This window comes from Pseudomonas sp. RW407, from assembly GCF_003176655.1.
In the GTDB taxonomy this organism is placed as follows: domain Bacteria; phylum Pseudomonadota; class Gammaproteobacteria; order Pseudomonadales; family Pseudomonadaceae; genus Pseudomonas; species Pseudomonas delhiensis.
The window spans coordinates 740,016-751,830 of the sequence record NZ_QGSL01000088.1; the positions used below are offsets into that span (position 1 = coordinate 740,016).

Annotated in this window: 14 protein-coding genes and 1 pseudogene; 3 read left to right on the forward strand and 12 right to left on the reverse strand. The window is 69.2% G+C overall.

Features of this window, described 5'->3' with window-relative positions:
- Positions 1-16: 16 nt before the first annotated feature.
- The 12 genes and pseudogenes from DK254_RS09870 to ubiE all read right to left on the reverse strand — a co-directional run bounded on the left by DK254_RS09870 (position 17) and on the right by ubiE (position 9,953).
- Positions 17-1,591, reverse strand: a complete 1,575-nt coding sequence (locus DK254_RS09870; RefSeq protein ID WP_109933637.1) for a methyl-accepting chemotaxis protein — start codon at positions 1,589-1,591, stop codon at positions 17-19.
- Between the two features lie 221 nt (positions 1,592-1,812).
- Entirely contained in the window at positions 1,813-2,685 is an 873-nt protein-coding gene (locus DK254_RS35145; protein ID WP_371921128.1) for a methyl-accepting chemotaxis protein, read from the reverse strand.
- Positions 2,668-3,801, reverse strand: a pseudogene (locus tag DK254_RS35150) (methyl-accepting chemotaxis protein); the annotation flags it as partial. The pseudogene DK254_RS35150 and the gene DK254_RS35145, both read right to left, overlap by 18 nt.
- Positions 3,802-3,884: 83 nt before the next feature.
- The gene (locus DK254_RS09880; protein ID WP_109933639.1) at positions 3,885-4,592 is read right to left on the reverse strand and encodes a 16S rRNA (uracil(1498)-N(3))-methyltransferase; all 708 of its coding nucleotides are present in this window, start codon (positions 4,590-4,592) and stop codon (positions 3,885-3,887) included.
- A complete protein-coding gene (gene tatC / locus DK254_RS09885) occupies positions 4,589-5,389 on the reverse strand; it encodes a twin-arginine translocase subunit TatC (protein WP_089392877.1) in 801 nt (266 codons plus the stop codon). Before tatC ends, DK254_RS09880 begins: the two co-directional genes overlap by 4 nt.
- Entirely contained in the window at positions 5,386-5,850 is a 465-nt protein-coding gene (gene tatB / locus DK254_RS09890) for a Sec-independent protein translocase protein TatB (RefSeq protein WP_109933640.1), read from the reverse strand. Before tatB ends, tatC begins: the two co-directional genes overlap by 4 nt.
- Positions 5,851-5,864: 14 nt before the next feature.
- Complete coding sequence (locus DK254_RS09895; RefSeq protein WP_089392879.1) at positions 5,865-6,107, reverse strand: twin-arginine translocase TatA/TatE family subunit; 243 nt, start codon at positions 6,105-6,107, stop codon at positions 5,865-5,867.
- Between the two features lie 25 nt (positions 6,108-6,132).
- Positions 6,133-6,471, reverse strand: a complete 339-nt coding sequence (locus tag DK254_RS09900) for a phosphoribosyl-ATP diphosphatase (RefSeq protein WP_009615404.1) — start codon at positions 6,469-6,471, stop codon at positions 6,133-6,135.
- Positions 6,464-6,868: a phosphoribosyl-AMP cyclohydrolase gene (gene hisI, locus DK254_RS09905; RefSeq protein WP_058487683.1), complete on the reverse strand. Its 405-nt coding sequence runs from the start codon at positions 6,866-6,868 to the stop codon at positions 6,464-6,466. Before hisI ends, DK254_RS09900 begins: the two co-directional genes overlap by 8 nt.
- A gap of 82 nt (positions 6,869-6,950) precedes the next feature.
- Positions 6,951-8,549 carry a ubiquinone biosynthesis regulatory protein kinase UbiB gene (gene ubiB / locus DK254_RS09910; RefSeq protein WP_109933641.1) on the reverse strand — a complete coding sequence of 533 codons (1,599 nt, stop codon included), beginning with the start codon at positions 8,547-8,549 and terminating at the stop codon, positions 6,951-6,953.
- Positions 8,546-9,169, reverse strand: a complete 624-nt coding sequence (locus DK254_RS09915; RefSeq protein WP_109933642.1) for an SCP2 domain-containing protein — start codon at positions 9,167-9,169, stop codon at positions 8,546-8,548. Before DK254_RS09915 ends, ubiB begins: the two co-directional genes overlap by 4 nt.
- Position 9,170: 1 nt before the next feature.
- Entirely contained in the window at positions 9,171-9,953 is a 783-nt protein-coding gene (gene ubiE, locus DK254_RS09920) for a bifunctional demethylmenaquinone methyltransferase/2-methoxy-6-polyprenyl-1,4-benzoquinol methylase UbiE (protein WP_109933643.1), read from the reverse strand.
- Between the two features lie 130 nt (positions 9,954-10,083).
- Between ubiE and DK254_RS09925 the strand changes: the two genes are divergently transcribed.
- The 3 genes from DK254_RS09925 to DK254_RS09935 all read left to right on the forward strand — a co-directional run.
- Positions 10,084-10,359 (forward strand): polyhydroxyalkanoic acid system family protein, encoded by a 276-nt coding sequence (locus tag DK254_RS09925; protein ID WP_089392884.1) that lies wholly within the window; start codon positions 10,084-10,086, stop codon positions 10,357-10,359.
- 187 nt (positions 10,360-10,546) lie between these two features.
- Positions 10,547-10,969 carry a phasin family protein gene (locus tag DK254_RS09930; protein ID WP_089392885.1) on the forward strand — a complete coding sequence of 141 codons (423 nt, stop codon included), beginning with the start codon at positions 10,547-10,549 and terminating at the stop codon, positions 10,967-10,969.
- Positions 10,970-10,979: 10 nt separating this feature from the next.
- Positions 10,980-11,815, forward strand: an 836-nt coding sequence (locus DK254_RS09935; protein WP_109933973.1) for a phasin family protein, incomplete at its 3' end; no start/stop codon positions are given.

Consider the following 11,815-nt stretch of genomic DNA (forward strand, 5'->3'; position numbering starts at 1 on the left):
GTCCGCTGCAATCCTGTTACAGGCGGAAGCGCCCGACCTGGCCCTGCAGGTCGCCGCCCAGGCGCGCCAGCTCGTTGCTGGAGGTGGCGGTCTGCTGGCTGGCGGCGGCCGACTGCTCGGCGATGTCGCGGACCTGGCCGACGCTGCGGCTGATCTCGGCGGCGACGCTGCTCTGCTGTTCGGCGGCGGAGGCGATCTGCAGGTTCATGTCCTGGATCTGCGCCACGCTGCGGGCGATGGCCGACAGCGCGTCGCCGGCGCGGCGCGTCAGCTCGACGGAGTCGCCGGTGAGCTGGCGGCTGTCGTCCATGCACTGCGCGGCGTCCTCGGCGCCGCGCTGCAGGGCGGCGATCAGCGCCTCGATCTCGGCGGTGGACTGCTGGGTGCGCTGGGCCAGGGCGCGCACCTCGTCGGCGACCACGGCGAAGCCACGCCCGGCCTCGCCGGCGCGGGCCGCCTCGATGGCGGCGTTGAGGGCCAGCAGGTTGGTCTGCTCGGCCACCGACTTGATCACGTCGAGCACGCTGCCGATCTTCCCGCTGTCGCCGCGCAGGCGCGCCATGGCCTGGGTGGAGCGCTCCACCTCGGCGGCCAGTTGGTCGATGCGGGCGATGGCCTGGCCGACCACCTGCTCGCCGTCGCGGGCCTGGGCATCGGCCTGGCGGGCGGCGCCGGAGGCCTGCTCGGCGTTGCGCGCGACCTCCTGCACGGTGGCGGCCATTTCCTCGATGGCGCTGGCCACCTGCTCGGTTTCCAGGCGCTGGCTGTCGACGCCGGCGCGGGTCTGTTCGGTGACTGCCGACAGCTGGTCGGCGGCGCTGGCCAGTTGGCCGACGCTGCCGCCGATGTGGCCGATCAGCTCGCCCAGGCTGTCGCGCATGCGCAGCATGGTGCGCTGCAACTGGCCCAGCTCGTCGCGGCGCTGCAGGTGCAGGTCGCCGACCAGGTCGCGGGACAGGTCGCCCTGGGCGATGTGCTCGGCCAGTTCGAGGGATTCGTGCAGCGGGCGGACGATCTGGCGGTTGATCGCCCACACCGAGAGGGCGCCGAAGAACAGCGCGAACAGGGCGGTCAGCGCCTGGCGCCATTGCGCCTGGCCGGCCGCGGCGTCGCGCTGGCGCAGGCCCTCGTCGAACAGGGCGCCGCTGGCGCGGAACAGGGCTTCGGCACGGCTGTCGAGGGCGGGGTTGGCCTGCCCGCGCTGCTGAGGCTCGGCGCGCAGCAGGTCGTCGGCGGCCTGGGCATAGGCGGCGAGGGCCTGGCGCAGGTCGTCGAGGCGGGGCCCGGCGAGGCCGTCGCGGGCCAGGCGCTCGCTGCCGGCCTGCAGTTCGCCCAGCACCGTGCGCAGGCGCTGGGCCTGTTCCGCGCTGCCGTCCAACTGGTAGCGCAGGCGCGCCAGTTCCGCCTGGCGGGCGCCGCCGTCGAGCTGGCCGATGTGGGTCAGGCGTTCGCTGTGGGCGCCCTGTTCGTTCAGGCCCTCGATGCCACCGAGCAGCACCAGCAGGGTCAGCAGCAGGCAGATGCCGAAGCCCACGGTGAGCTTGAGGCTGACGTTCATGCGGCCGAGCTGAAGGACCAGCCAATCGTACATGTCGAATACTCCAGGCAGACGAGGCCGCGGGACGGGCCCGAAGCCGGAAATGCAGGCTGTTTTGCCGTTCTTCTTGTCGTGCAGGCGAGGGACTTTTTCGGGACGCATCTGTGTGCGTCAGAACTTATCGGCGACGTTGCCTGAAACTTCAGTGCCTGATGTGTAATTTTTCGTACGCGGGCAAGGGCCCGCCAGGACGGCGGGCCGGAGGGGGAGGGGACTCAGAGGCGGAAGCGCCCGACCAGGCCCTGCAGCTCGTTGCCCAGGCGCGCCAGCTCGACGCTGGAGGCGGCGGTTTCCTCGCTGGCGGCGGCGGTCTGCTCGGAGATGTCGCGCACGCTGAGCACGCTGCGGTTGATCTCCTCGGCCACCGCGCTCTGTTGCTCGGCGGCGGCGGCGATCTGCTGGTTCATCGACTGGATGCCGGAGACGGTGCGGGTGATGGCCTCCAGCCGCTCGCCGGCGCGGCGCGCCAGGTCCAGGGTGTTGTCGGTGAGCGCGCGGCTGCTTTCCATGCGCTGCACGGCCTGCTGGGTGCCGCTGTGCAGGCCGGCGATCAGTTCCTCGATCTCCTCGGTGGACTGCTGGGTACGCCGGGCCAGGGCGCGCACCTCGTCGGCCACCACGGCGAAGCCGCGCCCGGCGTCGCCGGCACGGGCCGCCTCGATGGCGGCGTTGAGCGCCAGCAGGTTGGTCTGCTCGGCCACCGCCTTGATCACGTCGAGCACGCTGCCGATCTTCTCGCTCTCGCGCTTGAGCTGCTGCACCGCCTCGTTGGAACGGCCGACCTCGCCGGCCAGGCGGTCCATCTGCCCGACCGCCTCGCTGACCGCCTGGGCGCCGGCGCCGGCCTCGCGGTCCGCGGCGCTGGCGGCCTCCGAGGCTTCCTCGGCATTGCGCGCCACTTCCAGCACGGTGGTGGCCATCTCGGTCATCGCCGTGGCCACCTGGTCGGTCTCGCTCTTCTGGTTGTTCACCCCGGCGCTGGTCTGCTCGGTGACCGCCGAGAGCTGTTCGGCGGCGCTGGCGATCTGGGTGACGCCGTCGTGGATGCGGCCGATCAGCTCGCGCAGCGACTGGCTCATGCGCTGCATGCTGGCCTGCAGCTGGCCCAGCTCGTCGCGGCGCTCGACGCGCAGTTCCTGGCTGAGGTCGCCGTCGGCGATGCGCGCGGCAGCGGCCAGCGACTGGCGCAGCGGCAGGACGATCTGTCGGGTGATCAGCCAGGCCGCCAGTACGCCCAGCACCAGGACTATGAGCGAGGCCAGGGCCAGCAGTTGCTTGGCGTGGCTGGCGTCCTCATCGCGCTTGGCGGTCTGGTCGTCGCTCAGCTCGACGCTGAGTTTCTCGATCAGCAGGCCGCTGTCGCGCATCTGGTTGCGCGCCTGCTGGCTGCCGTTGACTTCGTTGCGGTAGCGGTCCAGCGCCTTGCGGTAGTCGTGCAGGGCGTTCACCACGGCCTGGTAGTTGGCCTGCTGCTCGGGCACGGCGGCCTGGGCGCGCTGTTCCACGGTGGCGGTGACCTGCTCCAGGGCGCTGATCGCGCCCTGTTCGAGGCTGGGGTCCTCGTTGGCGGTGTAGCTCAGCACCTGGAAGCGGGCGTCCATCACCTGGCGACCCAGCTCGGAGACGTCGGCGAGGGCCTTGAGGGACTCGACGCTGCCGGTCTCCACCAGGTGCTGCTCCACCAGCTCCAGCCCCTGGGTGACCACCGAGGCCTTGCGGATCAGCGTCTTGCGCGCGCTGTCGCGGCTGTCGAAGGACTTCTGCAGGCTCTTGAACAGGGTGCGGTACTGCTTGGTGAGCTGGCGTTGCTGTTCGACCTTCTCCAGGTCGACGGCGTCGTCGAGCAACTGGCCGACGCGCTGCTGCTGGCGGTCCAGCTGGTCGATGCTCTGCTCCACCAGCTTGGCATCATCCGCCGCGCGGCTGGCCTGGTACTTCAGGCGCGCGGTGCGCAGGTCCTTGGTCAGGCCCAGCAGGTTGGAGATCTCGCCCAGCTTGTCGCCGCGGGAGATCAGGCTGTTCAGGTTGAGCGCCCCGGTCAGGGCGATGAGCAGGGTGAGCAGCAGCACCAGGCCGAAGCCGATGGCGAGTTTCCAGTTGACCGTGAGATTGCTGAACCAGCGGGACATGAACGCGGCGCTCCAGGGGACTGTGGGGCAGCGGCCGCCGCGTGGTGCGGCTGCCGATCGACCAATGCCTGACATATCGGCGGGGCGACACGAATCTGAAATTTCTTTAGTAAATTTCTGACAGACGATCCCCGTTGGGGCTGTCGCGGGCCTTCAGGTCAGAACAGCCGGGCCAGCAGGGCGGTGACCGCGGTTTCCACGCGCAGGATGCGCTCGCCAAGCTGCACCGGGGCCAGGCCGGACTCGCGCAGTTTCTCGACCTCGTAGGGAATCCAGCCGCCCTCGGGGCCGATGGCCAGGGTCACGGCCTGCTCGACCGCCCGCGGGCAGGCCGGCCAGGGCCCGGGATGGCCGACCAGGCCCAGGCTGCCGGCGGCCAGGGCCGGCAGGCGGTCCTCGACGAAGGGTTTGAAGCGCTTCTCGATGATCACCTCGGGCAGCACGGTGTCGCGGGCCTGCTCCAGGCCGAGGACGAGCTGCTCGCGGATGGCCGCCGGCTCCAGGAAGGGCGTCTGCCAGAAGCTCTTCTCCACCCGGTAGCTGTTCAGCAGCACCAGGCGCGGCACGCCCATGGCGGCCACGGTCTGCAGCACGCGGCGCAGCATCTTCGGCCGCGGCAGGGCCAGCAGCAAGGTCAGCGGCAGCTTGGCCGGCGGCGCCTGGGTGAAGCTCACCTGCAGCTCGGCCTCGTCGCGCGAAAGGTTCAGCAGGCGGCCTTCGCCCATCAGCCCGCCCAGGCGGCCGACGCGCAGGCTGTCGCCGCTCTCGGCGCGGTGCACTTCATGCAGGTGGGTGAGGCGGCGGTCGCGCAGCAACACGCGGTCCGCCGCGACGAAGTCGGCGTCGTCCAGCAGCAGCAGGTTCACGGGCGCGTTGCCGGCGGCTGGTCGCCTTTCTCTTCGGGCTGCGCATCCTCGTCGCGGTTGCGCTTGCGGATCAGCCGGCTGAACAGCACCCCGGCCTCGAACAGCATCCACATGGGCACGGCGAGCAGGGTCTGCGACATCGGGTCCGGCGGGGTGAGGATCATGCCGACCACGAAGCAGCCGATGATGACGTAGGGGCGGATCTTCTTCAGGTAGGCCACGTCGACCACCCCGATCCACACCAGCAGCACCGTGGCCACGGGGATCTCGAAGGCCACGCCGAAGGCGAACAGCAGGGTGAGGAAGTCCAGGTAGCTGTTGATGTCGGTCATCGGCGTCACCCCTTCCGGGGCCTGGCCGAGGAAGAAGTGGAACATCAACGGGAACACCAGGAAGTAGGCGAAGGCCATGCCGGTGTAGAACAGCACCACGCTGGAGGCCAGCAGCGGCAGGGCCACGCGCTTCTCGTGCTTGTACAGGCCGGGGGCGATGAAGCCCCAGATCTGCGCCAGGATCACCGGCATGGCCAGCAGCACGGCGACGATCATGGTCAGCTTCAGCGGCGCGAGGAACGCCGAGGCCGGGTCGATGGCGATCATGGTCGCGCCTTCCGGGAGGAAGCGGCGCAGCGGCGCGGAGGCCAGGGCGTAGATCTTCTGCGAGAAGTACAGCAGGCCGATGAAGATCACGAAGATCGCCACCACGCAGCGCAGCAGGCGCGTGCGCAGCTCGGTCAGGTGCGAGACCAGGGGCATTTCCTGGTCGTTTTCGGGCTGTTCGGGTTTTTCGTCGCTCATGGGGTACGCGGCGTCTCGGACGGAGGAGGCGTCTGGGCGGCGGCAGGCGCGGCCGGGGCCTCGGGAGCGGCTGGCGCGGCGTCGGCGGCGGGCGCCTCGGGCGCGGCCGGGATGCCGACGCCGGGCATGTTGGCCAGGCGGCTGTTCGGCGCGATGGTGGGCGGCGCCGGCGGCTCGGCCTGCGTAGCGGTTTCGGCCGGCGGCTGCTGGCCGGTGAGCGGCGCCATCAGCTTCTGCGCTTCACGCTCCATCTGCAGGATGTGCTCGTTGTGCAACTGCCGGCGGATCTCGTCGGCGCCCAGTTCACGCTCCACTTCCTGCTTGATCGCGTTGAAGCTGCGTTTCAGCCGGCCTATCCACAGGCCCGCGGTGCGCGCGGCACCGGGCAGGCGCTCGGGGCCGAGCACCAGAAGGGCGACCAGGCCCACCAGCAGCAGTTCGCTGAAGCTGATTCCGAACATGGCGTTCTATCCCATCAGTCCTTGCGCTGCGGCTCTTCGACCTTCTGCGCCTGGGCGTCGATGGTGTGGGGCTGGTTCAGCGGCGGGTTGGCCGGCGGCTGCTGGGGCTTGTCTTCCTCTTCGGTGTTCATCGCCTTGCGGAAGCCCTTGACCGCCTCGCCGACGTCCGAGCCCAGGGTCTTCAGGCGCTTGGTGCCGAATACCAGCACCACCACGATCAGGATGACGACCCAGTGTTTCCAGTCAAAGATGCCCATCTTGTTCTCCTCGAAGTAATCGGGTTCAGGCCGACGGCTGGCGCGCAGCTTTCTCGTCGTGGCCGGAGAGGCCGAAACGGCGCTCCAGCTCGTCCAGCACCGCCTGGGGATGCTGGCCGAGGGCGGCGAGCATGACCAGGGAATGGAACCAGAGGTCGGCGGTTTCGTAGATCAGGTCCGTGCAGTCGCCGCTCTGCGCGGCGTCCTTGGCGGCGAGGATGGTTTCCACCGATTCTTCGCCGACCTTTTCCAGGATCTTGTTCAGTCCCTTGTGGTACAGGCTGGCCACGTAGGAGCTTTCGGGGGCTGCATTCTTGCGCCCCTCCAGCACCTCGGCCAGGCGCGCGAGGGTGTTGTCACTCATGGCTGTGCCCCGGCTTGTCGTAGATGGCGTGCGGGTCCTTGAGCACCGGGTCGACGACCTTCCAGCCGCCGTCCTGGTAGACCCGGTAGAAGCAGCTTTCGCGGCCGGTGTGGCAGGCGATGCCGCCGACCTGCTCGACCATCAGGATGACGACGTCGGCGTCGCAGTCCAGGCGCAGCTCGTGCAGCTTCTGCACGTGGCCGGATTCCTCGCCCTTGCGCCAGAGCTTGCCGCGCGAGCGCGACCAGTAGATGGCGCGGCCCTCGGCGGCGGTCAGGGCCAGGGATTCGCGGTTCATCCAGGCCATCATCAGCACGCGGCCCGTCTTGTGGTCCTGGGCGATCGCCGGCACCAGGCCGTCGGCGTTCCAGTGAATTTCGTCCAGCCAGTCTTTCATCTTCGCTTCCGTACAGCGGGCGTTCTCGCGCCCCGCGGCAGTTTCGGTGATTCCCAAGTGTGCCAGCAGTGGCGACGACTGGCTATCGGCGCAGGATCAGATACAGACCACCGGCCAGCATGGCCCAGGCCGGCCAGGCCTCGATACTGTGGGTGGCCAGGCCGATCTGGGTGGCGCCGGCCACCAGCACTGCGCCGATAAGCCGCGGCACCCAGGCGCCGGCCAGGGGCTGCGCGCCGGCCGGTTGCGGCTCCTGCGGCTGCGCCAGGCGCTCCAGGGTGTCGCGGGTCATCTGCGCCAGGTGCGGCAACTGCTCGATGTGCTGCTGGGCGTTGCGCAGCAGCTGGGCGGGGCTGACGCGCTCGCGCATCCAGCGCTCGAGGAAGGGCTGGGCGGTGGTCCACAGGTCCAGCTCGGGGTAGAGCTGGCGGCCCAGGCCCTCGATGTTCAGCAGGGTCTTCTGCAGCAGCACCAGCTGCGGCTGCACTTCCATGTTGAAGCGCCGCGCGGTCTGGAACAGGCGCAGCAGCACCTGGCCGAAGGAGATGTCCTTGAGCGGCTTCTCGAAGATCGGCTCGCACACCGTGCGGATGGCCGCCTCGAAGTCGTTGACGCGGGTTTCCGCCGGCACCCAGCCGGAGTCGATGTGCAGCTGGGCGACCTTGCGGTAGTCGCGCTTGAAGAAGGCGATCAGGTTGCGCGCCAGGTAGTCCTGGTCCTCGTCGGTGAGGCTGCCGACGATGCCGCAGTCCACCGCGATGTACTGCGGGCTCCAGGGCGTGCGGGTGCTGACGAAGATGTTGCCCGGGTGCATGTCGGCGTGGAAGAAGCTGTCGCGGAACACCTGGGTGAAGAAGATCTCCACGCCGCGCTCGGCCAGGGCCTTGAAGTCGGTGCGCTGGTCGCGCAGGGTGTCCAGGTCGGTGACCGGGATGCCGTAGATGCGCTCCATCACCAGCACCTTGGGCCGGCACCAGTCCCAGTACACCTGGGGCACGTAGAGCAGCGGCGAGCCGTCGAAGTTGCGCCGCAGCTGGCTGGAGTTGGAGGCCTCGCGCAGCAGGTCGAGTTCGTCGTAGATGGTCTTCTCGTAGTCGCTGACCACCTCCACCGGGTGCAGGCGGCGGGCGTCGCTGGACATGCGCTCGGCCAGGCGGGCGAGGATGAACAGCCAGGCGATGTCGGCGCGGATCACCGGCTTCAGGCCCGGGCGGATCACCTTGACCACCACTTCCTCGCCGCTCTTGAGCTGCGCGGCGTGCACCTGGGCCACCGAGGCCGAGGCCAGCGGTTCGCGCTCGAAGCGGGCGAAGACCTGCTCGACCCTGGCCCCCAACTGTTCCTCGATCAGCGCCACCGAGGCTTCCGGCGGGAACGGCGGAACCTTGTCCTGCAGGCGCGCCAGCTCGTTGGCGATGTCGTCGGGCAGCAGGTCGCGGCGGGTCGAGAGGATCTGCCCGAACTTGATGAAGATCGGCCCCAGGCCCTCCAGGGCCAGGCGGATGCGCTCGCCGCGGGACAGCTCCAGCTTGCGCCGCGGCAGCCAGCGCCAGGGCAGCAGGCCGCCGAGCAGGCGCAGGTACCAGGGCAGCATCGGCAGTTCGAGGATGAGGTCGTCGAGGCGGTAGCGGATCACCACGCTCTGGATGCGCAGCAGGCGGCGGAAGGCGAGCAGCTTCATGCGTCGGGTTTCGGCTTCTTGGACAGGCGCGCCAGGCGCGCGTCGAGGCGGTCGAGGGCGATCTTCAGCTGGTCGAGTTCGGCGAAGCGGGCTTCGGCCTCGTTGCGCCCGACCAGGGTGCGGCTTTCCTCGGCGAGGTAGTCGGCCAGGCTCAGGCGCAGGCTTTCCAGGCTGTCGCCGGCCCAGCGCGCGCCGCCGCGCAGGCGGCTGCCGAGCAGTTGCGCGGGCAGCGGGCCGAGCCAGCGCTGCACTTCGTATTCCCAGTCCAGCTCCAGGCTTTGCAGGATGTCGGCCAGCTCCAGCAGCAGGGCGCTGTCGCCGCCCATCTCCACTTCCGGGCTGTGCAGCACGCTGGTCTTGTCGGCGGCCAGGGCCAGCTGCAGCAGGCGCCCGGCCGGGGCGCGCAGGGTGCAATCCACCGCGGCCTCGTGGTGCGCGGCCAGGTGCAGGCCGTCGGCGTCGGGCAGGATGAACAGGCGCAGCACGGGGGCCTGGCAGTCCACTTCCAGGACCCGCCCGGCCAGCCGGGCGAGGCGCTGCAGGGCCACGCCGTCCAGGCGCAGCACGCGGTTCACGCCGGCTTCGGCGCTGGCCAGCAGCGCCTGGGTCAGGAGCGCCATCTCAGGGCTTGATGCCGCGGTGCAGGGCGACCACGCCGCCGGTCATGTTGTGGTAGGTGACGCGGTCGAAGCCGGCCTCGACCATCATCGACTTCAGGGTTTCCTGGTCCGGGTGCATGCGGATCGACTCGGCCAGGTAGCGGTAGCTGTCGGCGTCGTTGGTGACCAGCTTGCCCATCAGCGGCAGCAGGGTGAAGGAGTAGGCGTCGTAGGCCTTGGACAGCAGGCTGCTGGTGGGCTTGGAGAACTCCAGCACCAGCAGGCGCCCGCCCGGCTTGAGCACCCGCAGCATGGAGCGGATGGCGGCGTCCTTGTGGGTGACGTTGCGCAGGCCGAAGGCGATGCTCACGCAGTCGAAGTGGTTGTCCGGGAAGGGCAGCTTCTCGGCGTCGGCCTGGACGAACCTGACGTTGCCGGCCACGCCGCTGTCCAGCAGCTTGTCGCGGCCGACCTTGAGCATGGAGGCGTTGATGTCCGCCAGCACCACCTCGCCGGTGGGGCCGACCAGGCGCGAGAACTGGCGGGTCAGGTCGCCCGTGCCGCCGGCGATGTCGAGCACGCGGTTGCCGCTGCGCACGCCGGACAGCTCGATGGTGAAGCGCTTCCACAGCCGGTGGACGCCGCCGGACATCAGGTCGTTCATCAGGTCGTACTTGGCGGCGACCGAGTGGAACACCTCGGCGACCTTCTCGGCCTTCTCGCTCTCGCGCACGGTCTTGTAGCCGAAGTGCGTGGTGGGGTCGGCGGGGCCTTGGTCCCCGGCGGGTTTGCGCGGCTCGCTCATGGCGTTTCTACCCTGGAAGTCAGTGGCGGCCATTCTAACAGGATGTGGGGAAAACGCCGCCCCGTGGCGCGGGGTGCGGCGAAACGTCGTGCGGCGTATCATCCACCGGTCTGTCATACCGGAGCCACCCATGTCCCGCATCCACGTCGAACGCCCCCATTCCCTCGGCCGCGAAGCCGCCCGCGAGAAGGCCCAGAAGCTGGCCGAGAAGTTGGCCCGCGAGCACGGCGTGAGCTACGAGTGGCAGGGCGACACGCTGACCTTCAGGCGCAGCGGCGTGGACGGACGCATCGAGGTGGGCGACGACCGCGTGGCGGTGGAGGTCAAGCTGGGCCTGCTGCTGTCGGCGATGGGCGGGATGCTCAAGGGCGAGATCGAACGCGCGCTGGACAAGGCGCTGGCCTGATTCCAGAGGGCTACAGGCGGCAGGCTACAGGCTGCAGGCGAAGCACCGCCGCTCTTGCCTGCAGCTTGAAGCCTGCAGCCTGCCGCTTCCCTGGTATGTGTTTTCTAATTTTCCCCGATACCTTGCACTCAAGCTCGCAACGCTGCGGGCCTCTACGGACCCCCGAGAACAGTGTGAGGAAACCATCATGGCCAAGGTCGCCAGCAAGAAGAAAGTCGAGAAAGCCGTCAGCGAGTCGTCCCTGATCACCGACGTCAAGCACTACGCCCGCCAGATCTGGCTGGCCGGCCTGGGCGCCTATGCGCGCGTCGGCGCCGAAGGCACCGGGTACTTCAAGTCGCTGGTGAAGGAAGGCGAAGGCCTGGAAACCAAGGGCCGCCAGCTGGTGACCGAGCAGGTCGAGTCGGCCAACGACAGCGTCAAGAGCAGCGTGTCGCTGGTGAAGGACAAGTTCGAGGTGCAACTGGACAAGGTCGAGAAGGCTTTCGACAGCCGCGTGGCCTCCGCGCTGAACCGCATGGGCATTCCGTCGCGGCAGGATGTCGAGGCGCTCTCTGCTAAGCTTGACGAGCTGAGCGCGGTGCTCGAGCGTGTCGCGAAAACTCATTGAGGAGAGCGGGATGGCTGGCAAGAAAACTACCGATAAAAAAGAGTCCGGGTGGGTCGGCGAGATCGAGAAGTACTCGCGGCAAATCTGGTTGGCTGGTCTGGGGGCCTACTCGAAGGTCAGCAAGGACGGCAGCAAGCTGTTCGAGACCCTGGTCAAGGATGGCGAAAAGGCCGAGAAGCAGGCCCGGACCGAGGTCGACAAGTCCGTCGGCGCGGTGAAGTCCACCGCCCGTTCGGCGCGTTCCAAGGTCGACGAGGTGAAGGACCGCGCCCTGGGCAAGTGGGGTGAGCTGGAAGAGGCGTTCGACAAGCGCCTGAACAGCGCCATCTCGCGCCTGGGCGTGCCGAGCCGCAACGAGGTGAAGGACCTGCATGCGAAGGTCGAGACCCTGACCAGGCAGATCGAGAAACTCACCGGCGTCAGCGTCAAGTCGGTGGCCAAGCCCGCCGCCAAGGCCGCTGCGAAACCTGCGGCCAAGGCTGCAGCGAAGCCCGCAGCCAAGCCGGCCGCCAAGACCGCGGCGGCCAAGCCTGCTGCCAAGGCTGCTGCGAAACCGGCTGCGAAGCCGGCGGCCAAACCGGCCGCGGCCAAGGCAGCGGCGAAGCCTGCAGCCAAGCCGGCCGCCAAGCCTGCTGCTGCGAAGGCCGCGGCGAAACCGGCTGCGAAGCCGGCCGCCAAACCGGCTGCCGCCAAGCCTGCGGCGAAACCGGCTGCTGCGAAACCCGCTGCCAAGCCGGCCGCTGCCAAGCCTGCTGCGGTGAAGAAGCCGGCGGCGAAAAAGCCCGCCGCGCCGAAGGTGGCCAAGCCGGCAGCACCGGCCACGCCGGCCGCGGCTCCGGCTCCGGC